This is a genomic window from Bacillus bingmayongensis (assembly GCF_000299035.1).
Taxonomy (GTDB): Bacteria; Bacillota; Bacilli; order Bacillales; family Bacillaceae_G; genus Bacillus_A; species Bacillus_A bingmayongensis.
On sequence record NZ_AKCS01000013.1, the window covers coordinates 165,968 to 191,634 of the forward strand.

25 protein-coding genes are annotated in these 25,667 nt (G+C 35.8%); 14 read left to right on the plus strand and 11 right to left on the minus strand.

Going from position 1 to position 25,667, the window contains the following annotated elements; translation table 11 throughout:
* Nucleotides 1-62: 62 nt before the first annotated feature.
* A complete protein-coding gene (locus Y7E_RS0103820; RefSeq protein ID WP_017149993.1) occupies nt 63-698 on the plus strand; it encodes a class A sortase in 636 nt (211 codons plus the stop codon).
* Nucleotides 699-719: 21 nt separating this feature from the next.
* Here Y7E_RS0103820 and Y7E_RS0103825 read toward each other — a convergent pair whose 3' ends face one another.
* Nucleotides 720-2,105: a peptide MFS transporter gene (locus tag Y7E_RS0103825; RefSeq protein WP_017149994.1), complete on the minus strand. Its 1,386-nt coding sequence runs from the start codon at nt 2,103-2,105 to the stop codon at nt 720-722.
* Nucleotides 2,106-2,609: 504 nt separating this feature from the next.
* Here Y7E_RS0103825 and brnQ1 point away from each other — a divergent pair.
* Together brnQ1 and Y7E_RS0103835 are read left to right on the plus strand one after the other, a co-directional pair.
* Complete coding sequence (gene brnQ1, locus Y7E_RS0103830; RefSeq protein ID WP_017149995.1) at nt 2,610-3,914, plus strand: branched-chain amino acid transport system II carrier protein BrnQ1; 1,305 nt, start codon at nt 2,610-2,612, stop codon at nt 3,912-3,914.
* Between the two features lie 176 nt (nt 3,915-4,090).
* A complete protein-coding gene (locus Y7E_RS0103835) occupies nt 4,091-5,827 on the plus strand; it encodes a DUF2339 domain-containing protein (protein WP_017149996.1) in 1,737 nt (578 codons plus the stop codon).
* A gap of 47 nt (nt 5,828-5,874) precedes the next feature.
* Here the strand turns inward: Y7E_RS0103835 and Y7E_RS0103840 are convergent, their stop codons facing one another.
* On the minus strand, nt 5,875-7,269 hold the full coding sequence (locus Y7E_RS0103840; protein ID WP_017149997.1) for an amino acid permease: 1,395 nt from the start codon (nt 7,267-7,269) through the stop codon (nt 5,875-5,877).
* Between the two features lie 620 nt (nt 7,270-7,889).
* On the opposite strand from Y7E_RS0103840, the gene Y7E_RS0103845 reads away from it, so the two are divergent.
* The 3 genes from Y7E_RS0103845 (at nt 7,890) to Y7E_RS0103855 (ending at nt 10,013) form a co-directional block, all read left to right on the plus strand.
* Nucleotides 7,890-9,191 (plus strand): NCS2 family permease, encoded by a 1,302-nt coding sequence (locus Y7E_RS0103845; protein ID WP_017149998.1) that lies wholly within the window; start codon nt 7,890-7,892, stop codon nt 9,189-9,191.
* A 177-nt stretch (nt 9,192-9,368) separates the two neighbouring features.
* Complete coding sequence (locus Y7E_RS0103850) at nt 9,369-9,569, plus strand: helix-turn-helix transcriptional regulator (RefSeq protein WP_017149999.1); 201 nt, start codon at nt 9,369-9,371, stop codon at nt 9,567-9,569.
* 9 nt (nt 9,570-9,578) lie between these two features.
* Complete coding sequence (locus tag Y7E_RS0103855; RefSeq protein ID WP_017150000.1) at nt 9,579-10,013, plus strand: hypothetical protein; 435 nt, start codon at nt 9,579-9,581, stop codon at nt 10,011-10,013.
* 47 nt (nt 10,014-10,060) lie between these two features.
* Here the strand turns inward: Y7E_RS0103855 and Y7E_RS0103860 are convergent, their stop codons facing one another.
* Entirely contained in the window at nt 10,061-10,336 is a 276-nt protein-coding gene (locus Y7E_RS0103860) for a hypothetical protein (RefSeq protein WP_017150001.1), read from the minus strand.
* A 101-nt stretch (nt 10,337-10,437) separates the two neighbouring features.
* Between Y7E_RS0103860 and Y7E_RS0103865 the strand changes: the two genes are divergently transcribed.
* From Y7E_RS0103865 to Y7E_RS33520, 3 genes are read left to right on the plus strand one after another with little or no spacing between them, the layout of a single operon-like run.
* The gene (locus tag Y7E_RS0103865; protein WP_017150002.1) at nt 10,438-11,193 is read left to right on the plus strand and encodes a prolipoprotein diacylglyceryl transferase; all 756 of its coding nucleotides are present in this window, start codon (nt 10,438-10,440) and stop codon (nt 11,191-11,193) included.
* Entirely contained in the window at nt 11,183-11,353 is a 171-nt protein-coding gene (locus Y7E_RS33130) for a hypothetical protein (RefSeq protein WP_017150003.1), read from the plus strand. The genes Y7E_RS0103865 and Y7E_RS33130 overlap by 11 nt, the downstream gene beginning before the upstream one ends.
* A 2-nt stretch (nt 11,354-11,355) precedes the next feature.
* A complete protein-coding gene (locus Y7E_RS33520) occupies nt 11,356-11,529 on the plus strand; it encodes a hypothetical protein (RefSeq protein ID WP_017150004.1) in 174 nt (57 codons plus the stop codon).
* 19 nt (nt 11,530-11,548) lie between these two features.
* Here the strand turns inward: Y7E_RS33520 and Y7E_RS0103880 are convergent, their stop codons facing one another.
* The 8 genes from Y7E_RS0103880 to Y7E_RS0103915 all read right to left on the minus strand — a co-directional run bounded on the left by Y7E_RS0103880 (nt 11,549) and on the right by Y7E_RS0103915 (nt 19,922).
* Nucleotides 11,549-11,986, minus strand: a complete 438-nt coding sequence (locus tag Y7E_RS0103880; protein ID WP_017150005.1) for a GNAT family N-acetyltransferase — start codon at nt 11,984-11,986, stop codon at nt 11,549-11,551.
* 16 nt (nt 11,987-12,002) lie between these two features.
* Nucleotides 12,003-12,236, minus strand: coding sequence for a DUF4022 family protein (locus Y7E_RS0103885; RefSeq protein ID WP_026049078.1), 234 nt, complete (start codon nt 12,234-12,236; stop codon nt 12,003-12,005).
* A gap of 162 nt (nt 12,237-12,398) precedes the next feature.
* Entirely contained in the window at nt 12,399-14,228 is a 1,830-nt protein-coding gene (locus Y7E_RS0103890) for a monovalent cation:proton antiporter family protein (protein ID WP_017150007.1), read from the minus strand.
* A gap of 218 nt (nt 14,229-14,446) precedes the next feature.
* Nucleotides 14,447-14,758: a cytochrome aa3 quinol oxidase subunit IV gene (qoxD, locus tag Y7E_RS0103895; RefSeq protein WP_017150008.1), complete on the minus strand. Its 312-nt coding sequence runs from the start codon at nt 14,756-14,758 to the stop codon at nt 14,447-14,449.
* A 2-nt stretch (nt 14,759-14,760) separates the two neighbouring features.
* Complete coding sequence (gene qoxC / locus Y7E_RS0103900) at nt 14,761-15,363, minus strand: cytochrome aa3 quinol oxidase subunit III (RefSeq protein ID WP_017150009.1); 603 nt, start codon at nt 15,361-15,363, stop codon at nt 14,761-14,763.
* 13 nt (nt 15,364-15,376) lie between these two features.
* Nucleotides 15,377-17,311 carry a cytochrome aa3 quinol oxidase subunit I gene (gene qoxB / locus Y7E_RS0103905; protein WP_017150010.1) on the minus strand — a complete coding sequence of 645 codons (1,935 nt, stop codon included), beginning with the start codon at nt 17,309-17,311 and terminating at the stop codon, nt 15,377-15,379.
* A gap of 33 nt (nt 17,312-17,344) precedes the next feature.
* Nucleotides 17,345-18,220, minus strand: coding sequence for a cytochrome aa3 quinol oxidase subunit II (gene qoxA / locus Y7E_RS0103910; protein ID WP_017150011.1), 876 nt, complete (start codon nt 18,218-18,220; stop codon nt 17,345-17,347).
* Between the two features lie 283 nt (nt 18,221-18,503).
* Nucleotides 18,504-19,922, minus strand: coding sequence for an amino acid permease (locus tag Y7E_RS0103915; RefSeq protein WP_017150012.1), 1,419 nt, complete (start codon nt 19,920-19,922; stop codon nt 18,504-18,506).
* Between the two features lie 439 nt (nt 19,923-20,361).
* Between Y7E_RS0103915 and Y7E_RS0103920 the strand changes: the two genes are divergently transcribed.
* From Y7E_RS0103920 to Y7E_RS0103940, 5 genes are all read left to right on the plus strand, one after another.
* Complete coding sequence (locus Y7E_RS0103920) at nt 20,362-21,075, plus strand: C39 family peptidase (protein ID WP_017150013.1); 714 nt, start codon at nt 20,362-20,364, stop codon at nt 21,073-21,075.
* Between the two features lie 156 nt (nt 21,076-21,231).
* A complete protein-coding gene (locus Y7E_RS0103925) occupies nt 21,232-22,407 on the plus strand; it encodes an amidohydrolase (RefSeq protein ID WP_017150014.1) in 1,176 nt (391 codons plus the stop codon).
* Between the two features lies 1 nt (nt 22,408).
* Nucleotides 22,409-22,606 (plus strand): DUF3311 domain-containing protein, encoded by a 198-nt coding sequence (locus tag Y7E_RS0103930; RefSeq protein ID WP_017150015.1) that lies wholly within the window; start codon nt 22,409-22,411, stop codon nt 22,604-22,606.
* Nucleotides 22,603-24,075 (plus strand): sodium:solute symporter family protein, encoded by a 1,473-nt coding sequence (locus Y7E_RS0103935; protein ID WP_017150016.1) that lies wholly within the window; start codon nt 22,603-22,605, stop codon nt 24,073-24,075. The genes Y7E_RS0103930 and Y7E_RS0103935 overlap by 4 nt, the downstream gene beginning before the upstream one ends.
* Nucleotides 24,076-24,196: 121 nt before the next feature.
* Nucleotides 24,197-25,666: a spore germination protein gene (locus Y7E_RS0103940; protein WP_026049079.1), complete on the plus strand. Its 1,470-nt coding sequence runs from the start codon at nt 24,197-24,199 to the stop codon at nt 25,664-25,666.
* The last annotated feature ends 1 nt before the right edge of the window (nt 25,667 follow it).

Sequence of the window (25,667 nt, forward strand, 5' to 3'; positions counted from 1 at the left end):
ATAGTCATCTTACTTTATCATCTTATATAGAAGTAAGATTCTGTAAAGGAAAGGGATTATATATGAATAAGAGGAGAATATATAGTATACTAGCAGTTCTTTTATTTGTTGTAGGTGGTGTTTTAATTGGTAAACCATTTTATTATGGATATAAGGCAGAGAAGAAGCAAACAGAAAATGTACAAGCTGTTCAGAAGATGGAATACCAAAAGCAGGATACAAAGTTTGTAGATGCATCTAAAATTGAGCAGCCTGGTTTATCAGAGGTAGCGAATGCATCATTAGATAAAAAACAAGTAATTGGTCGTATTGAAATTCCGAGCATTTCATTAAAATTACCTGTTTTAAATGCTTCTACTGAGAAAAACTTATTATCAGGAGCAGCAACTGTAAAAGAGAAGCAAGAGATGGGAAAAGAAAATTATGCATTAGCAGGACATAACATGTCAAAAAAGGGTGTTTTGTTTAGTGATGTATCCTCGTTAAAAAAGAACGATAAAATCTATTTATATGATAGTGAAAACGAGTATGAGTACACTGTTACGAATGTGTCAGAAGTAACACCTGATAAATGGGAAGTCGTAGAAGATCACGGAAAAACGGAAGTTACACTTATTACATGTGTGTCTGTATCAGATAACTCCAAGCGTTTTGTTGTTACAGGGGATTTTGTTCAGGCTAAGAAAATAAAAAGCTGAGGGAGCAATCCCTCAGCTTTTTTAGTCCATCCATTTTACTAGTTTTTTAGAAAGTAATAATAAAACACATCCTAAAACAATAGCGACAGCTCCTATAACTATGAATACTTCTGAATATCCAAGTGAAGTTGTAAAGCTAGCGAGCTGACCACCTAAAATGTTGGCAATCCCTGAACTAGCTAACCAAACGCCCATTAATAATGAAGCGAGTTTTACAGGTGCAAGGGAACTGACCATTGATAATCCAACAGGCGATAAGAACAATTCACCTAATGTATGGAAAAGGTAAGTGAAAACAATAAATAATAGGTTTGCTTGCTCTGTAATGTTGTGTTCGTCACTACCTGTTTTTAATGTAGCGATAACGAGAACCATATAACCGATTCCAAGTAAAATCATACCGAGTCCCATTTTGGTTGGGATTTTTAAGTCTCCACGTTTTGTTGAAGCGAGCTTAGCCCATAGTGCTGAAATAACAGGGGCAAGCAAAATGATAAACAGTGGATTGACTGATTGGAACCAAGATGTTGGGATTTCCCATCCGAATACAGAACGATCAACAAACTTGTTTGTATATAATGTTAGTGAGCTACCAGCTTGTTCAAAACCAGCCCAGAAGAAGACAACGAAGCAAGTTAGAATAACGATAACTGCTGTATGTTGTTTTTCTTTTTTTGTGAGTGGTGTATTACCAGCTGTTTGTTCCCCTGATGCTGCTTGTAAATCTCTTGTTGGTTTTTTACCGATATCGCCAAGGAAGCGATTAGATAATGTTGTAAATAAAATTTGTCCGATAATCATACCGATTGAAGCGGCTAAGAATCCGTAACGGAAGCCGTAATGAACAACGCCATCTACTGTTGTTTTGAATAAATTTTCTGATAAAAACCCGCAAACGAGTGGGGCTAAAAATGAACCTACGTTAATACCCATGTAGAAAATTGTAAATGCACTATCACGTTTCGGATCGTGCTCTTCATATAATTCCCCGACAAGTGTAGAAATATTTGGTTTAAAGAAACCATTACCAATAATAATAAGCGCGAGTCCAAGGTATAGGCCGACTTGGTTTTGCAAAGCAAAGAGTGTAAGGTTACCGATTGCCATTGTCACGCCACCTATTGTGATAGCTAAGCGTCTACCTAGAAAACGGTCAGTTAAGTATCCACCAATCATTGGAGTAAAGTAACATGCTCCAGTGTAAAAGCCATAGATAGAAAGTGCCCACCCGGGACTAAACCCAAGACCACCGCTTACTAAAGCTGTCGTTAAGTATAATGTTAATAATCCTCGTAATCCATAGTAACTAAATCGTTCCCACATTTCTGTGAAGAAGAGTAAGTATAAACCTGAAGGATGCTTCTTGTTTCTTTGTTGTTTTTTTTCAAGTTGTATCGCTGATTCCATTTAAGTTTCCTCCTGACACAAACAATAACAAAGTAAATAGTTTTGTACGTTTAATATTTTACTTTATTAACTATTAAATGTCAATAAAGGTCGATTTTTCAGAAGAAATTGGAAAACAAAGCATATATAGAATGAAGGTTTCTTTTGTGATAGACTATGGACTATGTTTGTTCTAGCAGATAAGTGCAAGAAAACCTTTCTTTTTAGGTAGGAGAGAGAATCCGCCCACGCATAGAAGCGGTCAGGGCTTTTTTTAGCCTCATGCCAAGTAAAACCAAAGAGAGACAATGAGAGCAGATCATTTTTTGCTTTTCGTAGCCGCAATTTATCCCGCATTAACGGGCAGTAAGCTCCCCCACCTCAAAATTCAGTAAAAACAAAGAAGTTAGGTGGGGGATCAACTGCCTGTAAAAGCCCGATTGGTGAGGGCTAATAATCAGTGGGGGATGAAGAAACCCCCACTGATTAAAGTTTCAATTTATATAGGATGAGAAGGAGAAAGAAATGAAATCATTACAGAAAAAAGAAATTTTGCTTATGAGCCTGATGTTATTTTCCATGTTTTTCGGAGCTGGGAATCTTATTTTTCCACCTTTCCTTGGATATGAAGCAGGGGAACATGTGTGGATTTCGTTATTAGGCTTTATCATATCAGCGACTGGACTTCCTATATTAGGCGTAATAGCAATTGCTAAAGCGGGGAGTTTTCAAGTACTGGTAAGCCGTGTACATGCTTCTTTTGCAATTATTTTTCCTTGTTTAGTGTATGTATTTATCGGTCCCGGTCTTGGTATACCGCGTGCAGGAAGTTTAGCTTTTGAAATGGGACCGGGTCAGTTCTTGCCAGAATCGGGTAGTATATTACTACTCATCTATACAGTCATCTTTTTTAGTATTGTATATTGGCTAAGTTTATCACCATCGAAATTGATGGGGCTGTTTGGAAAGCTGTTAACACCTTTATTATTATGTATGATCGCTCTTATTTTTATAAAGAGTATGATTACACCAACAGGAGATGTTCAATCATCAGTAGGGAACTATGAGAAAACTCCGGTATTTCAAGGGTTTTTAGATGGGTATTTAACAATGGATGCGTTAGCAGCATTAATCTTTGGAATTGTCGTAGCAAATGCTTTGCGCACAAAAGGCGTGCAAGATGAAAAGATCCTAGCGAAATATATGAGTATGGCTGGTATTGGGGCAGGTCTCTTGTTATCCCTTATTTATGTCATTCTTGGATATGTTGGATCAGTAAGTGGTTCGCTAGGGACATTTGATAATGGGGCAAAAGTATTAGCACAAGTTATGACTACACTATTTGGCCAAGGTGGTATGGTATTATTAGGTATTATTTTTACTGTTGCTTGTTTATGTGTATCGATTGGACTTGTTACATCTTGTAGTCAGTTTTTTGCAGAAGTATTTCCGAAAATCTCTTATAAAGCGTGGGCTTTTGTCTTAAGTGTCGTTAGTATGATTCTTGCTAATTTAGGATTAACACAAATTTTAAAAGTTTCAGTTCCTATTCTTGGGTTTATTTATCCAATTGCTTTAACACTTATTATTTTAGGGCTGTGTCATAAGTATATTAGTAGGTATACGTATATATATCCAGTAACGATTGGACTAGTAGCAGTGTTTAGTGGAATAGATATTTTCAATCGCAATGTGTTACTTTCCAAATGGACACCTATATTAGAAAACATTCCTTTGTATACGGAAGGAGTAGGGTGGATTATTCCGGCAATTGCAGGTGGCTGTTTAGGAATGATTGTAAGCATCCGTACAAAAGAAATAAAGAATTAGTAAGAAAATAAAAACCTCTTTTCAATTGAAAAGAGGTTTTTATTTATGAAATTAAGAAATTTTAAACTGATTCCTCTTAAAAAATGAATAAGCTAATAGTATGATGGATTTGGTGGGTAATTTAACCAATTATATGTGTATTACTATTTTAGTAACATGATCAGAGGGGGGAGAAAATGAAACAAGATTTGAACAAAAAAATAGAAGCTCTAGAAATAGCAATTGATACATTGCAGGAGGCATTCTATGAGTTAAAGGCACAGCAAAGGGCAGTAGAGGCAGACAAAGTTGAACGAGAAAGGGAGCTGAAGAAAAAGGAGCCTATTGAAAAGAAACCAGAAGTCAGTATCCCTAAACAAAATGTACGACAAGAAGAAACAGTCATTAGTCAAGAAAGTGTGGAGGAACCAAAAGTAAAACAAGTAGATATATCTGCGTTTAAGTCTGAACCATTTGACATTATAAAGTTTTGTCAAACATGGCTACCACGTATTTTTGTTGCAATTATGCTACTTGGAGTCATTTGGCTATTTAAAGCGGGAGTAGATGCAGGATTACTTACCCCAGCAATTCGTATTGTATTTGGCGTAGTGTTATCAGTTGGTTTGTACTATGTAGGTGATATACAAATAAAACAGGAACGTCAAGCACTAGGATTAGTATTAGCTGGAGGGAGTATTACAGGCATTGTTTTAACGACATTCGCCGCGCATTATTTGTATCATTTCTTTCCGGCAAGCGTTGCATTTGTATTCAATATTATTTGGATTATACTTGGCATCTACCTCGCTAAGCGATATCAATCAGAATATCTGGCTATATTCGTATCTGTAGGAGCATTTTTTGTACCGTTCTTATTAAATAGTACAACACCTAATTCCTACATTTTCTTTGGGTATGAAACTGTATTAACGATTAGTTTATTATGGTATGCGTATAAAAATCGCTATCAATATTTATATATGGTGTCTTATTGTGTTTCTGTACTTGTAACGTTTGTCTTTTTTGTAATTATGACAGTGTTACTAGGGAATTTACAAGTGCAATTAACAATTGTGTATGGACTCATTCATATTACGCTTTTTTGGCATATGTTTATTGATAGGAACTTTATTTACCAGCCTAGAATGGCGCTGTTTAGTGCGAATGCAATCTTCTTTATTTTAGCGATTGTAAAAATTCCAGACTTTACAACATGGGGATTATTGATTAGTACAGTCGTACACGCTGTAATGTTTGGAATTGAATATATGAAAAATAAAAAGTCACTATTTACCGATCTTTTATTTGGGTTTGCGATGGGATCGTTTAGTTTAGCGATTTTATATGAATTCAGTTTAGTAAATGGATCAATTGTATTAATGTTACAAGGGTTCTTAGGTGTCATTACTTCTATGAAATTGAAACAAGAAATTAAGTTTTATATAAGTGCTGTCATTTATGCAATTGGTATACTTCAGACGCTTGTTAGCCCATTTGAGACATTTATGTCAGCTGCTTTTGTAGCCCATTTAATTTTAGTTGGAACATTTTATTATGGAATGATGAAAGTGAAACCAATGTTGCAACAGTTTGGGAAATATGTGTATTCGATTACGCTGTATGGCTTTATGGTACTTGTATTTATTACGATTACTAGAATAGGAGAGGTTCTTTCAACAAACGGAAGTATTATCAGTATATCTGTCTCTCTTTTATGGATGATATATGCTTTAGTTTCAGTTTGGCTTGGGCGTAATAAAGGAATGAATGAAATATTATACGCCGGACTAGTGGTGTTAGTTGTGACAATTAGTAAGTTATTCTTCTTAGATTTACCAGAAGTATCGATGATGATTCGTGCAGTATTATTCTTACTTATCGGCGGATTAGGAATTGTTATTTCTAGAATGTTTTTCTCAAAAGAAAAATAATGAATGAAAAGAAGCGCGGCCATTTCATTTGAAATGACCGCGTTTTTTTAAACAACTTTTGAAGAGGACGCTGGTTTATCTGTTTTATGAAAACCTTTCATATAATATACGATGACCAATGCAATTAACCAAATCGGACCAACAATTAATGCGATTCGTGTATCCTCTGAATAAGCCATAATTCCTAATACTAATATAAGGAAACCGAGTGAAAAATAAGAACTTAACGGATACAACGGCATTTTATACGTTAAGTTTTGCTTAGCTTGTGCTGGTAATCCTTTGCGGAATTGGATTTGGGCAACTAATATGATTCCCCATGTCCAAATTGCGCCAAACGTTGAAATACTAGTAAGCCATGTAAATACTTTTGCAGGAACAAGGTAATTTAAAATAACACCAACAAGTAAGACTAAGGAAGTCGCAATAATTCCGTTACTTGGAATGCCATTTTTATTTAAACGGCCGAATTTTTCAGGTGCCTTTTTCTGCTGCGCCAATGTAAATAACATACGTCCTGTACTAAATAAACCACCATTGCACGAAGAAAGAGCTGCCGTTAAGACAACAAAGTTAATGATCCCCGCTGCTTTTGCTATACCAATTTGTTGGAATGTTAATACAAACGGGCTTCCTTTATCTCCAAGCTCATTCCATGGATAAATTGCCATCATAACAAATAAGGCTCCAACATAGAACAGTAAAATACGCCAAAATACGTTATCAATTGCTTTTGCGAGTGTTTTCTTTGGATTTTGTGCTTCACCAGCAGTGACACCGATAAGCTCGACTCCTAAATAAGCAAATAAAACCATTTGTAAGGAAAGAAGTAACCCAGAAAAACCATTTGGGAACCAGCCACCATGTGACCAAAGATTTGAAATTCCAGTAGCGATACCATCATTTCCAAATCCAAATAGAATAATGCCTGTCCCAACTACAAACATACTGATAATTGTGACAATTTTAATTAAAGCAAACCAAAATTCAAGTTCACCAAATACCTTTACAGATAAAAAATTAAATGCACTCATTAATACTAGAGCCATTAATGCCCAAATCCAGCGCGGGATATCTGGGAACCAAAATTCCATATAAATACCAGCGGCAGTAATTTCCGCCATACAAGTAATAACCCATAAAAACCAATAGTTCCAGCCGGTGATATAACCTGCTAACGGTCCTAAATAATCATGTGCATATTTACTAAAAGAACCAGCAACTGGTTGTTCAATCGCCATTTCACCAAGAGCACGCATAATGAAGAAGATAACGAGTCCAGCAATCATATAGGCTAGTAAAATAGAAGGTCCAGCTAGTTTGATAGCGGAAGCAGACCCTAAAAATAGCCCTACTCCAATAGCGGATCCAAGAGACATCAATGTGATGTGTCGTTGTTTTAGACCGCGGTTTAAAGTTCCTGATTTGTTTGTGTGTTGCATAAGAAGCCTCCTTGTAGGATGAAAAAGTTTGAATACGTTTGCATAAAGTGTAACTATTTTAAATTATAAAACATTTCTGTCTGTTGTGCTACAAAAACAAATGGTATTTAACTGTACTATATCTATGTTCTTGTAAAACAATCTCTTTGTTTAGTAGTGAGTGAAGAATGATTTGCTGATATATAAACCCATTTAAGTCGTGGCTATGAAGAACAAAAGATGATCTGCACTCATTTATCTCTTTGTTTTCACATGGCTTGGGGCTAAAAAAGGATCTGACCGTTCCTATGCATGGCCGGATGCTCTTTCCCACCTAAAAAGGAAAGTATATAAATCGCGGCTATGTAAATGAAAGCAGACCTTCACTTATTTTCTCTTTTTGTTTCACATGGCATGTGGCTAAAAAGGGATCTGACCGTTGCTATGCATGGTCAGATGCTCTTTCCCATTTAAAAAGAAAGGTTTTCAATTTGTCAGACCTAAACTTAAAATTCGAAGTATTACCCAATATATTGACTCTTTTTTTTATTGGTTGGTAAGATTAAGTATTACATTTTCTCGCATAATAGTAAGAAAAGAATGTGTGATAATAATTCATTGTGTAGGAAGGGTACCTAAGTATGTTTCAATTACAAAAGTATAACACTTCTGTGAAGCAAGAGATTTTAGCTGGCATCACAACATTTTTTACATTTGCGTACATTCTTGTCATCAATCCGAAAATATTATCTGATGCAGGTGTACCATTTGATCAAGCATTTACGGCAACCATTATTGCAACAGTTGTCGGAACATTATGTATGGCGTTTTTAGCAAATTATCCAATTGTCATTGCTCCAGCAATGGGGATGAATGCATATTTTGCTTATTCTGTTGTACAGCAAGCAGAAGGCATTACATATGTTATTGCGTTTTCAGCAGTATTTGTCACAGGTATTATTTTTCTTTTACTATCTTTCACATCATTTCGTCAAAAGCTGATTGTAGCAATTCCAGATAGTTTAAAACAGGCGATTACGGGTGGAATAGGGCTATTTATTGCTTTTATTGGTCTTCGCCTATCAGGCATTATTGTTGATCATCCATCTAATTTAGTTACAATCGGAAACTTTCATTCACCAGCTGTTATTTTAACACTAATTGGTTTAGTTTTAGCAGCAGTGTTAATGGCATTACGTGTGAGTGGTGCGCTGTTTATTAGTATGATTGTGACAGGCGCCATTGCCTTTTTTACAGGTCAACTTAAGTTTGAGGATAAAATTACAGCTATTCCTCATTTACCAAAGGGAATTATTGTTTCAAATCCGATGACCGCATTTTCTGATGTAATTGAATATGGGTTATACGGCGTTGTTTTTTCATTCTTACTTGTACTTTTATTTGATACAACAGGAGCTTTGCTTGGTCTAATTAAACAAGCTGGTTTAAATACAGATAACGCTGAAAAACGTTTCGGTAAAGCATTTATTGCCGATGCAATCGGTGGTACAACAGGAGCAGTGTTTGGGACAAGCCCAACAGCAGCAACGATTGAATCATCAGCGGGAATTGCAGCAGGTGGTAAAACAGGGTTAACAGGTATTGTAGTAATCTGCTTAACGATCGTTACTGCATTTTTCAGTCCTGTTGTTTCCTCATTATCAAGTGTGGCAGCAATTACAGCTCCCTCATTAATTATAGTTGGTAGTTTAATGGCACAAAGCATAAGAGACATTAACTGGAGTGAATTTGAAGATGCATTACCAGCATTTTTAATTTTCGTAGGGATTCCGTTAACATCTAGCATTGCGAACGGAATTGCACTTGGTTTTTTAATTTATCCTATCTTAAAGATTGTAAAAGGAAAAGGGATGGAAGTTCATCCGCTTCTGTATTTCTTTGCAATTTTATTTGGATGTCATTTATTCTTATATATAGTATAGAAAAGGGTATTCCTTGTAGGAAGTGCCCTTTTTTTGTGTATAATAAAGTGAAAGTTCGATTTGTAGGAACCTAGCATGAATCATGAAGAATGAAAAAGAAATTTAATTGATATGTAATTTATAAATTGAATAATGTAATGTATATGTTACAATTGATAGTGAAGGAGGAGACATGGATTGGCTGTAAGTAAAATAAAAGTCGCTCGTGTTCAGTTGGATTTAACACAACAACAATTAGCGGAAAAAGTAGGGGTTACAAGGCAAACGATTAGTTTAATTGAAAAAGGGAAGTATAATCCTTCTTTAGAGTTATGTTTGAATATTTGTTATACGTTACACCAAACGTTAAATGATTTATTTTGGGAGGATAAGGAGTGAAGGATATCAATGAGGATTGTAAAAGATGAACGCTTAATGATTGAAAGATTAAAACATACTAGAATTGCATTTGTCTTACAAAATTTAGCGATATTAGGTATTATTTTTTATCGTTATGTTATACAAGGAACGGGTTATGATGGGATTTCGGATTTACTTATGCTATTTATGAGCGGTATTGTAATAATCAACTTTTTAAACTTAAAACAGTCAGTAGAAGTGTATGAAGGTACAGAGCGAGTAAAACGTAGCTATTTTCTCAAATTGTTATTGATTCCTATTATACTTGCAATTGTGATTATGGGAATTAATATGATTGTAACACCAGATGCATCTCTAAAGGACACAGGACTAATTGCTCTTGTTTTATTTCTTTGTTTCTTGGTTCCTTCTTTATATGCGTATAGATATAGAAGAACAATAAGAGCTGAAGAAGACGAATAAAGCATAGAAAAACCTTCCACGCATATGAAAGGTTTTTTCTATATCTTTTAAAGAGAAAATATAAAGAATCCTCCGCAAATTATAAATAATACAAACCCTAAAATAAAGGGTGTACTAATAATTCCTAGCAAAATAAATGGTCTCCCTCTATATACTTCATATCCTCCCCAAGATAATAAAGAGATTCCTACAATAATAAATGAAATCTCAATCCAACGAATAAGAATTCCAAATAATATGATGAGAGCTAGAAATGTAACTGCAAAGCCAATCATCCATTGTTGAAAAGGACGAGGTTTTTTAGATGAGTTTGTATTACTCATGGAATACCTCCTGAAAATTCGGAATTGTTTTATAACAAGTGTTATTTTACAATATATGTATTACTAAAGATAGATAATAGACGTAAGAAAGGTATAATCTTATGGATTTTCCAATTTATTTACATTTGTTTGGGGTGAAACTACATCCTCATGCTATTTTTGAATTACTCGGTATGTTTCTTGGGTTTCGTTATTATTTAAAAAGTCGGCGAAAAGAGAAGATTCCAGAAGTGAAAGCGCTATTTATCTTTTTAGGTGCTATATTTGGTGCCTTTCTTGGGGCGATTCTTTTGGCAACACTGGAGCATCTTTTGCAGGTCCAGAAAGTAATAGGAGAGAATGGCTGGCAAGGGTTAATTCAGGGGAAAACAATTGTAGGCGGTTTGCTAGGTGGGCTTATTGGTGTAGAAAGTGTGAAGAAAATAGTCGGCCATACAGAATCAACAGGTGATGATATGGTTATTCCTCTGGCACTAGGAATTGCAATTGGTAGAATTGGTTGTTTTTTAACTGGTATTGGAGATGAAACGGTGGGTATACGAACAACATGGCTAGTTGGAATCAATTTTGGTGATGGAATACTACGGCACCCAACACAATTATATGAAATTATCTATTTATTTATTGTTATGATTTGCTGTATTTGGCTGAGTAGACATAAACCGTGGGAAGGATTCGTTTTTCAAATTTTTATGTTGGCATACTTAAACTTCCGCTTTTTGGTTGAATGGCTTAAGCCAACAGATAAATTATATGTGCATTTGAGTGCGATTCAATGGGCTTGTATTCTTGGTGTTTGTTATTATGTTGTGCTAGTCATGAAAAAGAGAAGAGGGGAAAGACAACATGCCGAATAGGGACTATTTATATTATGACTTAACGAGTAGTGTATGTTCCACATGTTTACGGAAAGTAGAAGCGAAGATCATTATACAAGATGAAAAAGTCTATATGGTAAAACATTGTATGTTGCATGGCCGAGAAAAGGTACTCATTTCAACAGATGTCTCGTATTAATTATGAAGTTTATGGACAATTATGATTTAGATATACGTTCGGTAAAGAAATCCTGCGTTCATATTGTACATCCTGATGGGAGAATTATTCCGTTTGATACGTATAATTTATTTTACCGTGATGAGAAAGAAGAGTATTTAAAAGAGCTACAAGAGGAGAAAAAGATTATGAAATAAAGAGGATATCCTCTTTATTTCATAATCTTTTATACATTAATTTATGAATTCCAATTGGATGGATATCAAATATTTCACCATGCTCAAGGAATCCTAATCGTTTGTAGTAATCTGTAACGGTAATACGGGCATTACACCATAATATCTCTGCTTGACGCTCTTTTAAGATTACTTCAGCTTGCTGGATTAATGAGCTACCAGCATGTTGTTTTCGAAAGGTTGGAACTGTAGCCATGCCTCGTAAACGATAGTGATTACTACCTTGTAAGGAAGGTTCTGCTTCAGATGAGAAAGAAGCGATGCTAATGAGTTCTTCGTTTAGAAATGCACCTAGATGAAAGGAATGAAATTTATAATCAGAAGGATATTTACAATCTGTTAGAGTTTGAGTTGGACGTAAAATTTTTTGACGTAGTTCGTATGTTTCGGAGGCATCAATACGTTTAATTGTAACCATACACAATCCACCTTTCTTATGACGCTTTTTCTATGAGCTGTAAAAAGAAATAGGCTGGCGCAACACAAAGGCCTAATATGCTACCAGTACCAATGAGAAGGGAAAGAAAGAGACAAAAGTATTTCATTCCATCTGACTTCTTCCATCCATAGCTGCAGATTTCAATGCTAATGCCAATAAGAATAATGGCAACGAGTACTTCTGCTAATAACAAAAGAGCTAAAGTTGAAATAGACATAGTGTGATTCATCCCCATAATATATGTTAGTTATATTTTACCATGTTAAAGTGGAAATCTTAAGAAAAAATGATGAGGTATATAACATAAGTAGAGAAGGGGAATGGTTACTCAATTACTCCTTAATATATGTATGAAAAAATCCCCTCTTAAAAATTGAGAGGGGATTTGTCTTTATTCTAATATGCTTTTCAGTGTATCAATGTGTTCTTTTGATCCTGTTACAAGGAGTGTATCACCGTGTTGCAATTTAGTATCACCATGTGGTACTAATGCTTTATTACCACGGTAAATTTGAATGATGAGCACGTCGCCTAAGAATGGTAAGCGACGAAGTGGCAAACCGTTATATTTATTACTACGTAATTCAACTTCACGGACTGTTTCATTTGCTGTCGTAATTAAACGAACGAGACTCGGCTTATCAATGAGTGCACGTAATAAAATTCGTGTGGAGTTAATTGTTGAGAACACTGCAATATGTTCTTGTGTTGCTTTTTCTTGTAGAAGGGGATCTTCTACACTTGCAATAACATGTTCAACCCCTAATTCTTTTGCATGCTCTGCTAATAATAAGTTTTGCTCATCATCGCTTGTTGCAACTACAACTCGATCTGCATCGAATGCTTTTTGTTCTTCTAATTGCTCTATAGTAATTGTATCTAATTTTACGATTGGAAAGTCATGAGACTGTGCTTCCTCTGCATTTACTTTATTTTGACGCATCATGTATAGTGTCACATCATAATCTTCGCGCTTTAAATCAAGTGATAATGGAAGAGTGATTCGACTTGCACCAATAATAGAAACTTTTGGTTTTGGTGTTTCCACTTTTGGGAACATCTTTTTAAATAATACAGGTGCAAAAATACATGTAATAACTGCACTCAAAATAAGTGAAGCAGATAGACTGGGACTAATGATATTTAGTTTTTCACCAATTTGCGCTGCGGCAATAACTAATGAAAGTGTCGATGTTAATAAAATGGCACTTCCTAATACAATGTTACGTGGATACCATTTTCTTAGTACGAGTGATGGCAATAATTTTGAAATAAAGAGTCCAACAATTAAAATTGGAATCATTAACATACTAGAAGGCTCTTTAAAAATAGACCATACTTCTAAATTTACACCAACCATTACGAAGAAAATTGGAATGAAGAAACCATATCCGATGGAATCAAGCTTTTCTACCATTTCTTCATTTGGCGATAATAAGGATACAAGTACTCCTGCTAAAAAGGCTCCTAAAATATTTTCTGCACCAACAGATTCAGATAATCCGACTAATATTAAAATGAGTGCAAAAACAGCACGTGTGTCAATTTGCACACTACCAGCTTTTAGGTTTTCCAAGTATGGAATGTTTTTAAAGCGTCTTGCCACAAAGTAAATTACAATACCTGCGCCAAATAGAACGAGAAGAAGCCACATGCTCTGGCCGCTTTCGGAATTTAATCCGACAAATACAGCGAGTAGAATCATTGTAACTAAGTCAGCAATAACAGCGACTAATAAAATAATTTGACCGATTGCTGTTTTTCCTAAGTTATTTTCTTTTAATGTTGGTACAACAACACCTAAAGAAATCGTTGAGATAATTAATGTCATGAACATTGCATTATCGACAAATCCAAGCCATACAAATATAAGTGATAGGGCATAGGATAAGATGAAAATGAATAAAAAGATAATGCTTGCGGCTTGGAACGTATTTGGTTCATTTGTTGTATTCTTTTTTCCTTTTTGTTTAAAGATCGAAAAGTCAATTTCTAAACCGCTTAAGAACATTAAGAAAATAAATCCTAGTGTTGATAAGACTTGAAGCCACATATCTGGCTCAATAACGTTAAACCCACTTTTTCCTACAAAAATTCCTGCAATAATTTCTGCAACAACGACAGGAATTGCTTTTAACTTAAAGCGTTGCAACAAAAGGGGAACGAAAAACGCGATTGCGACGACAATCATAAGTGATAGGACTGAAGAATGTTGTTCCATTGCGTTCTCTCCCTTCAAATAATATAGTACTTATTTTAGCTATATTATTTGAAGAAAAGCAATGCATGTGAACTCGATTTCATAAAGAAAGAGTTTTCTTAACATTTGTCATAATAAGTATAGTTTGCATGATTATGTTGTAAATTCCGTAATGTGGATGGGAGAGGGGATAAATAAAAAGACTGCTGAGATTATCTCAGCAGTCTTTTTCATGTTCATTACATAGAGAAGAAAATCCATACAGTAAGACCAACTGTTGCAATTGCAACGAAGAAACTGTATATCATTGTAAGAATTTGAATTGTACCTTCGCCTTCTTTTAAGTGCATGAACATAATTAATTGTAATAAACCTTGTGCAAGTGCCATTACGATAATTGTTGTTAATATCGTTGAAAGTGGCAAGTCTGTGTAAAGTGCAACGTATAAAGCAAGAAACGTTAGTGCAAGCGATAAAATAAATCCAAAAACGTGTGACCATGGAAATCCGCTATGCGCGTGTCCATTTGCTTGTGTATTGTTTTGTCCCATTATTACGCCACCATCCCGTTCAAGTAAACTAGTGTGTAAATAAAGATCCAAACAAGGTCAAGGAAATGCCAGTATAAGCTGATAATAAATACTTTACGAGCTGTAACTGGTGTTAATCCGCGTTTTAAAATTTGGATGATTACACAAGTTGCCCAGATGATACCACCTGTTACGTGGGCACCGTGTGTTCCAAGAAGAACGAAGAATCCAGATAAGAATGCGCTTGTTTGTAATGTAGCACCTTCACCGACATACAGTATAAATTCTTCAATTTCAAAGAAAAGGAAGCCTGCACCTAAAAGTAATGTGAAAAGGAACCATCCTAACATAGCTTTTTGGTTGTTTTTACGCATTTCATGAATTACGATACCGCATGTAAAACTACTTGTTAAAAGTAGTAATGTTTGAATTAAAAGTGTTTTAACTTCAAACAATTGCGCTGGTGTTGGGCCATCTGCCGTACGACCAGCAAGGACTAGATAAGAGGCGAAAAGTGTTGCGAACAGCATAATTTCAGCCCCTAGGAAAATCCAGAACCCTAGAATATTCAATCTGCTTTGTTCAGATTGATATTCTAAAGGTAAGCTTTTATCTAAAGCCGCCATTTCGTTTCACCTCTCATGCTACATGTTCTGTTTTTTTAATTTCATCAACACTGATATAGTAACCGTCATCGTAATCGAATGAACGATAGATTAAGCAAGCTAAAATACCAACTCCGCCGATTGCTGCAATCCAGAACCAGCTAAATACTAATGCAAAACCTGCAAGACCGAAGAATGCAGACATAATAATTGGCACACCAGAGTTACTTGGCATGTGAATTGGTTTTAATTCATCTGCTTTTGGTGTAATTGTTTCTCCGCGTTTTTTCATGAACCAGAAAGCATCAGCTTCTTTAATTTCAGGAAGTTTCGCGAAGTTATAATGTTGTACAGGAGAATGAGTTGCCCATTCAAGAGTACGGCCATCCCATGGGTCTCCAGTAGTGTCACGCTCACCGTGACGTGCACTCCAAATTACGTTGTAGCAAAGGATTAGGAAGCCGATACCCATCATTACCGCACCGACAGATGCGATTTGGTTTAGCCAGCCCCATCCAAGGCTTTCAGAGTAAGTGTACATACGACGAGTCATACCATCTAAACCTAGGAAGTACATTGGGAAGAAACAGATATTAAATCCGATCATAAAGATCCAGAATGTCCATTTACCAAGGCGTTCATTTAGCATATGACCTGTCATTTTTGGATACCAGAACGTAAATCCAGCAAGCATTGCGAATACTGTACCTGCGATTAATACGTAGTGGAAGTGGGCGATTAGGAAGTAACTGTTATGGTATTGATAGTCAGCTGCTGCCATTCCAAGCATAACCCCTGTAACCCCACCGATTACGAAGTTTGGAATAAATGCTAATGACCAAAGCATTGGAACTGTAAAACGAATACGTCCTTTATACAGTGTAAACAACCAGTTAAAGATTTTAACACCGGTTGGAATCGAAATCGCCATTGTCGAAATCGAGAAGAATGAGTTAACGGCTGGACCAGATCCCATTGTAAAGAAGTGGTGAAGCCATACGACGAAACTTAGTAAAGAAATTGCAATCATTGAGTACACCATTGCGCTGTAACCGAATAGACGTTTACGTGAGAATGTACTAATGATTTCAGAGAAAATACCGAATGCCGGTAAGATAACAATATATACTTCAGGGTGACCCCATACCCAGAATAGGTTGGCCCAAAGCATCGGCATACCGCCGCTCGCCATCGTAAAGAAGTGAGCATCAAATAGACGGTCAAATGTCATTAATGCAAGAGCAACTGTTAATACTGGGAAAGCGAAAATAATGATTACACATGTGATTAAAATAGACCATGTAAACATTGGCATATGCATTAATTTCATGCCAGGTGTACGCATTTTTAGGATTGTAACCAGGAAGTTAATACCTGTCATTAACGTACCAAGTCCTGAAATCTGTAATGCAATTGCGTAGTAGTTATTACCTACACCAGGAGTGAATTCTGTACCAGCCATTGGGAAGTAAGATGTCCACCCAGCGTCTGGAGAACCTCCGATAACGAAAGCGATGTTGAATAACATTGCTCCGATAAAGAATAACCAAAAACTTAGTGCGTTTAAGAATGGATATGCAACGTCACGAGCACCAATTTGTAATGGTACAACGACGTTCATTAATCCTAGAACGAATGGCATCGCCATGAAAAGAATCATAACTGTACCATGTGTTGTAAAGATTCCGTTATAGTGTTCAGCGTTTAAATAAGTTGTATCTGGGAATGTTAATTGAGCACGGATCATTAAACCGTCCATACCACCACGGAATAACATAAGAACCGCAGAAATAATATACATGGTCCCAATTTTCTTATGGTCAACAGTTGTTAACCATTCATCCCAAAGCCATTTCCATTTTTTATACTTTGTCAGTACGAAAATGATTGCTAATGTCACAAGAACGATAGATGCGTCAGCTCCGTAAATAATCGGATCACCTGTGACAAAAAATTCATCAAGCTTCACTGTGTTCACTCCAATCTGTTGGAATATTATCTGTTACTTTTTGTTTTTGTAGTAGTTGTAATCACAGTATTCAAGTGATTTTGGATCTACATACTTTAAGTGGTGACTAGAGAATGTCATACGCCCTACTACACCAGGTTTAATGATTTCGTTATATTTTTCTTCTGTAAGTGGTTTAGCAGTTTCTTTTACTTCTTTTACCCACTTGTCATAATCTTCTTTTTTCTTTGCTTCAAGCTCAAATTCCATGTGAGTAAATCCTTCACCAGAGAAGTTTGAACTACGGCCAAGGTAAGAACCTGGTTTATCAGCTTGTAGGAATAAATCCATAATCATGCCGTCCATTGTGTATTTCATACCACCAAGTTCTGGAACCCAGAAGGCGTTCATTGGACCAACAGATGTTAATTTGAATTGAATTGGTGTACCAGCTGGTACGTTTAAATAGTTAACGGTTTCAATATTTTCCTCTGGATAACTGAATAACCATTTCCAGTTGGCAGATGTAACATAAATCTCAACTGGTTTAATATGCTTAGACTCTTTTGGCACTTCTTCCGATGCATAAGTAGCTTTTACCGTTGGAATTGATAATGCAATAACGATAATAACTGGGAAGAGTGTCCAAATAATTTCTAATAATGTGTTACCGTGTTGATCAGGAGGCTCATAGCCCATGTTTTCTGGTTTTTCACGATAACGAATCAAGATGACTGTAAACAAGATGAATACAATTGCAATAATCAACATCATAAGTACGAATGACCAAACGATCAAATCATACTGTGCTTTTGCAACAGGTCCCTGCGGGTTTAATACTGCAAGTTTTTTCTCACAGCCACCGAGGAACAAGAGTAGTGATAAAGGAAGAAGTGAAGCCAACTTCCAAAACGATTTCTTTAGTTGCACGATTGAAAATCTCCTTTCTCCTTGGATTGAAACTATGCCAATAAAACAATATAAACCTATTAATTTATAGAAGGCAATAGTTTTTGTCATATTGTTAAAAAATAGACACAAATGCACACTTTTTACGGTGAATATCATTTGTAACTTGATAACATTGTAAACTATTTTTCAGGTGAAAACATGATTGTAAAAATTTTAAGATAATTAAAGTTATACCAAGATATCCAAGAAATAGAAAAAAACTATCTTATCATAAGATGAGATAGTTGAATATTTTATATATTTAGTTTATTTCTTGCGCAATATTTTGTTGCTTTTCAAATGTGACAACTTTTTTATATTTAATTTGATACAAAATGTAACAAATAATCATAAATGGAATCCCACAATAAAGAGCAATACGCTGATCTGGAATGAAAGCTAAACTAACGAATGTGATAAAATTTAAAGAGAAAGCTACAATTGGGACAATTGGATAAAGTGGTGTACGATATTTTAAATCGTTTACATTGCCGCCGTTCTTTATAAATTCTCTTCGAAAGAAAAATTGTGAAGCTGCAATTGACATCCAAACAACGACTGCTGCCATAGCTGCAATAGATGTTAGTACTAAAAAGACTGTATCTGCTGCAAATACACTTGTTAAAAGAGAAAGACTTGCAAAGAGAAGGCTGAAAATTAAAGCGTTTAATGGTACACCCTTTTTTGTTAGTTTTGTAAAGAGAGGGCTAGCCATTCCTTGTTTTGACATGGCCCAAAGCATACGGGAATTTGCGTATAGTCCAGAATTCGCTACAGATAACACAGCAGTAATAATAACAAAGTTCATAATGTCTGCTGCATATGGAATGCCAACTGTATCAAAGACAAGTACGAATGGACTCTCAACAAGATTAGCTTCCTGCCACGGGAGTAAGCCCACGACAACTGCAATTGCTAATACGAAAAAGAATAGAGTACGCCAAATTGTATTTTTTATTGCCTTCGGAATGGTTTTTTCAGGATTTTCGCTTTCACCTGAAGCAATCCCAATTAATTCTGTTCCTTGGAATGAAAAATTCACCGTAATCATTGTAAAAAGAACAGCTAGGACACCATTTGGAAATAGTCCACCATTTTCCGTGAAGTTATGTAGCATAGGTGCTGGCTTTCCGTTGAAATCCAAGAATCCAAACATAACAGCGCCTCCAAGTATGATGAAGACAACAATTGTTGAGACTTTTACACTTGTAAACCAAAACTCCGCTTCTGCGTATGCTTTTGCTGATAAAGCGTTTACGATGAACAGTACTGCTGCAAATGTAACACACCAAATCCATGAAGAAACATCTGGAAACCAGCGCTTCATTAAAATACTGACAGTTGTTAGTTCAACTCCAACTGTAACGGCCCAGTTTAGCCAATACATCCAACCAACGACAAATCCAAAACCAGGTGAAATAAATCGGCTTGCATAACTTTGAAATGAGCCTGCTTCTGGCATAGCAACGGATAATTCTCCAAGGCAGAGCATTGTTAAATACATAACAAAACCACCAACTAAAAATGCAAGAATAGCTCCGCCAGGTCCAGCGTTATGGACAATTTGTCCTGATCCCATAAATAGTCCTGTGCCAATGACACCTCCGAGTGCAATCATAAAAAGGTGTCTGCTCTTCATTGTACGTTTTAAACTAGTTTGCTCTGTAGTTGTTTGATTCATATTCCCTTCACCCCGTACTTTTCCCTTGTTTGTTTTGCTCAATAACTATTGAGCTTGCTTCGTTTCACTAATCATCAGTGGGGGATAAAAAACATACTGATTGTAGTTTTTCTTTATGTTCCTATACGAATGGATTACGTATATTTTCTGGGTGCGTGATTAGTAATAAAAAAACAACAGCGAAATGATTAGTGTTCCTTGAGCTTTTGTTTTGTGATTGAAAGAAATACATTTTTCCTTAACCATGTAAACATTTTTAATTCTAGCAAAATATTCTGAAAATGTATATTTATTTTTCTTTTTATTACAAAAAATAAGAATTTTAAAACATTTAAACCCAATAATAATTCAAATAATCTTTCTAGCAAACTAGGTAGAAGAAAGGTACAATAACAAGAGTAGTGTTTGGTAAAAATAATGATGTAATGGAGTTTTGAATATGTTAAAGAAATTCAAATATATATGTCTTGTAGGGATTATACTTGTTGTTGCTATTTTTGTAGGGAAAAATAAAATTCTTCAAAAAGTACAAGAGTTACGAGTGGATTTTTTGTTTGATATGAAAGAAACAGCTATGATTGAAAATGTTTCATTCATAAAACAACTTCCGGAACTGCAGCGAGGTTGTGAGGTTACAAGTTTAGCGATGTTATTGCAGTATAAAGGTGTGCAAGTGGATAAGATGCAACTTGCAAGCGAAATCAATCAAGTTCCATTTAAAGAAAATAATCTTCGCGGAAACCCTTATGAAGGATTTGTTGGAAATATTTACACAAAATCTGAACCGGGTTACGGTGTTTATCATGGGCCGATTTTTAAACTTGCAGAAAAATATGTACCTGGCAAAACGATTGATTTAACAGGAAGAGAGATTGACGATATATATAAAGTCATTAGCTCAGGCTCACCAGTATGGGTAATTGCGAATACAACGTTTCAACCGTTAGCTGAGGGTAGTTTTGAAACGTGGAATACCAATACCGGAGATATAAAAATTACATATTATGAGCATAGTGCAGTTGTTGTTGGATATGATCAAAACTTTGTATATATTAATGATCCGCTTGCTAGTAATCCAAATAAAAAAGTTTCACGTACGCAATTTGAAAAAGCATGGGAACAAATGGGGAAACAAGCGATTACTATTCTATAAAAAAAAAAAAGCTATCTAATTTAGATAGCTTTTTTTTTTTTATTTTTGTGTGAATGAAGTACAATTGTAAAAACGTAAAAATTCAGAATATTATTTATTTTATTAAGGATTCAAGCTATAATAACATTTAACTTGGTGAAGAAAGGAAGAGGATAGATGGATGTAGCAAAAGAATTTGTTCTTTCAAAAAATCAATTAATAGAATGGAGAAGACATTTTCATCGGTATCCAGAATTGTCTTTTCAAGAAGAAAAAACATCTCAGTTCGTATATGACATACTTCAAACAATCCCTCATCTAGAAATCTCAAGACCGACAAAGTATAGCATCATGGCAAAGTTAATTGGCAAACAACCCGGTAAAACAATTGCGATTCGAGCAGATATGGACGCACTTCCCATTCAAGAAGAAAATCAGTTTGAATTTGTTTCTACATATCCAGGAGTGATGCATGCATGTGGACATGATGGTCACATTGCCATGCTCCTTGGCACTGTAAATGCGCTAGTAGGGCAAAGAGAAAAAATTAAAGGTGAAATTCGTTTTCTATTTCAACATGCTGAAGAAAATTTTCCAGGTGGTGCTGGGGAAATGGTTGCAGCAGGGGCGATGGAAAATGTGGACTATATTATCGGAGCGCATCTTTGGGCTTCTTTAGAAGTTGGCAAAGTTGGTGTGATTTATGGTCCAGCGATGGCAGCACCCGATGTCTTTAAAATTACAGTAGAAGGAAAAGGAGGGCATGCAGGTATTCCTCATGAAACAGTTGATAGCATTGCGATCGGTACACAAGTAGTTTCGCAACTACAGCAAGTCGTATCACGCCTTACAAATCCGTTAGATTCCCTCGTTTTATCGGTCACGCAATTTCATGCTGGCACAACGCATAATGTAATTCCAGAACAAGCAAAGATTGAAGGAACTGTCAGAAGTTTAAAACATGAATTACGAGAACAAACAGCCAAGCAAATTGAAAAGTTTGTTAAACATATTACGGAATCTTATGGCGCAAATTATACATTTTCATATGAGTACGGCTATCGTCCAGTTGTAAATGATGAACAAGTTACACAACTTGTCGAACGTACGGCACTAGAGCTCTACGGAAGGGAACGAGTAGTACGGCTACAGCCGACGATGGCAGGAGAAGATTTTTCGGCCTTTTTACAAGAAGCACCAGGTACATTTTTCTTTATTGGTGCTGGGAATAAAGAAAAGGGGATTGTATATCCGCATCATCATCCTCGTTTTACAATTGACGAAGATGCGTTGCCAATTGGGGTAGAAGTTTTTGTTTCATCTGTTTTGAATTTTATGAGAAAAGGAGAATGAGATGAAAAAAATACATGTACTAGCACTTATTCCAGTTCTTTGTTTAGTTGTTGGACCAGTGTTTACAAATTCAGTTACTCCTTATGTATTCGGGATGCCATTTTTATTATTTTGGATTTTACTTTCTGTATTTATTACATCTTTTTGTATGGGATTTCTGTATTGGTTAGACCCTGCTAATAAGGAGGGAACGGAATGATAGCACTTATTATTATTACTTTGTTTTTGTGCTTTTCTTTATTTTTAGGAATTCGGGCACAGCGCGGAAAAGATATGAACTTAGAACAATGGTCTGTTGGAGGAAGAGGATTTGGAACGATTTTCGTCTTTCTTCTTATGGCTGGAGAGATTTACACGACTTTTACATTTTTAGGAGGGAGCGGCTGGGCATATAGTAAAGGTGCTCCTACATTTTATATTTTAGGATATGGAGCATTAGCATATATCTTATCTTACTTTTTATTGCCACCGGTTTGGAAATATGCAAAGCAACATGGGCTTATTTCACAACCGGATTTCTTTACAAAAAAATATAATAGTAAGGTACTTGGAATTATCGTATCGATTATCGGTGTTGTTTCTATTATTCCGTATCTTGTGTTACAGCTAAAAGGATTAGGGATTATTGTTTCTGAAGCTTCGTATGGAAAAGTATCACCAGTTTTTGCAGTGTGGATTGGTGCGATCACAATTACGATATATGTCATGATTTCTGGTATACACGGCTCTGCTTGGACAGCTGCATTAAAGGACATTATGATTTTATTTATCGTTATGTTTTTAGGAATATATTTACCGTATCATTATTACGGAGGATTTCAGCCGATGTTTGAAGCGGTAGAAGCAGCAAAGCCAGGGTTTTTAGCTTTACCTGAGGAAGGGATGAGTATTTCTTGGTTTGTTTCTACTATTATATTAACAGCATTAGGTTTTTATATGTGGCCACATACATTCGCTTCAGCTTTTTCGGCAAAAAGTGAAAAAGTCTTTCGAAAAAATGCGGCAATTATGCCGTTATATTCTTTAGTGTTACTTTTTGTATTTTTTGCTGGCTTTGCTGCTATTTTGCAAGTGCCAGGATTACAAGGAGCGGATGCAGATCTATCGTTATTTCGCCTTGCTATTCAAACCTTTGATCCGTGGTTTATTGGTATTATTGGTAGTGCTGGATTATTAACAGCCTTAGTACCAGGTTCTATGCTTGTTATGGCAGCTTCCACGTTACTTGCAAAAAATATTTATCAGGTACTTGCTCCATCTGTTTCAAATCAGCAGGTGACGAGAGCGGCAAAATTATTTGTTCCTGTCGTGACACTTGTTGCTGTATTCTTTACATTTAAAGGCGGGGAAACAATCGGTGCACTTCTTCTTATGGGATATAGTATTGTTACACAGCTTTTTCCTGCACTGGTTTGTAGTTTGTTTCATCGGCAATTTGTAACAAAACAAGGAGCAATTGCTGGAATGGGAGTTGGATTATTAGTAGTTGCTTATATTACATTGTCTGGTTCAACTATATCTAGTATGTTTCCATCCTTTCCGCAATATATTAAGGATTTAAATGTAGGTATTGTTGCGTTATTGGTAAATGTTACTGTTATGTTAGTAGTGAGTATGGCGACTAGAAATATTGAAGTGAAGCACAATTCCACCGTGTTAGAGAAATAGGAACGGCATGCAATGAAAAAAGCTATCTCACTTTAGTGAGATAGCTTTTTTCATTGTATATATTTTCCCGGGATGGAGAAATATAACGGTAACGTCTTGAGAGGAAAGCTGGGTGAGGAATATGACGAATTTAGAGGCAAACTTATCTGCAATTACAAAATCTATTCGAGAAACACTACAGTCTCCTAATGATTTAACTGTGCGAGAGTTTTCGCTTTCTTGTTCATCTACTCGGTGTGCGGTTGTTTTTCTATGTGGGCTTACAGATAAAGACTTAATTTATCGGTTTGTTATCTGGCCATTACAGCATGAAGAGATTCCAAGTAAAGCCCCAATCATGCAAACCTTATTAGATAGATTTATTTCTATAGGCGAAGTAAATACAGTAAAGACGTTGTCAGATGTTATTAATTCTGTTCTAGTAGGAGATACCATTGTTTTAATTGATGGAATACCTAATGCATTAGTGATTAATAGTAGAGCGTGGGAAAGACGAAGTTTAGAACCACCGATTACAGAAAATATCATTCGAGGTCCTAAGGTAGGGCTCACCGAGGATATTGCAACGAATAAAATGTTAATCAGACGTGATTTACGTGATCCGAAACTTCGATTTCAATCTTATATTATGGGGAAGCGTTCTCAAAAGGAAGTTACATTAATTTATATTGAAGACATCATTAATCCATATATTGTAGCCGAATTAAATCGACGATTGCAGTCAATCGAAACAGATATGATATTAGATTCTGGAAAGATTGAGCACCTGCTTGAGGATAATAACTTGTCTCCCTTTCCGCAATTTTTAAATACAGAAAGACCAGATAGGGCGGTAGCTGCTTTAGCGAAAGGAAAAGCGGTCATTTTAGTAGATGGATCACCGTTTGCGGTTATTGCACCTATGGTTATTGTTGATATCTTTCAATCGCCAGAAGATCATTTTGAAAGATGGATTATTGGTACATTACTAAGGGGGCTTCGTATGATAGCTGGACTTATGGCAATCTTACTTCCAGCAGTATATGTTGCTCTTGTTTCCTATCATCAAGGTCTCATTCCATCTAATCTTGCGTATTCGATTGCTGGAGCAAGAGAAGGGGTGCCATTTCCTGCCTATATTGAAACCATCATTATGACATTAACAATGGAATTAATTCGAGAGGCGGGGCTTCGTTTACCGAAGCAAATCGGACAAACCGTTGGGATTGTAGGAGGACTTGTTATTGGAGAAGCTGCGGTAAGCGCTGGGATTGTCAATCCTTTTATGGTTATTGTAATCGCCGTTACGGCTATTGCTACCTTTTCTTTGCCTGTGTATAGTATAACGATTACATTCCGTTTTTTGTTATTTGCGTTTATTTTAGCAGCTACTATGTTTGGACTATATGGGATTATTTTAGCGCTAATTGCACTAGCAATACATATGATGAATCTAAAAAGTGTTGGAATTCCGTATTTTACGCCACTAGCTCCTGCTTTTTATAAAGATTGGAAAGAAGAAGTGGCATTGTTACCAGAGGCAACGTTAAAGACAAGACCTGAATATTTACAGACCAAAGATGAAACATTACGTTCAAAGGAGCGAAAGTGAA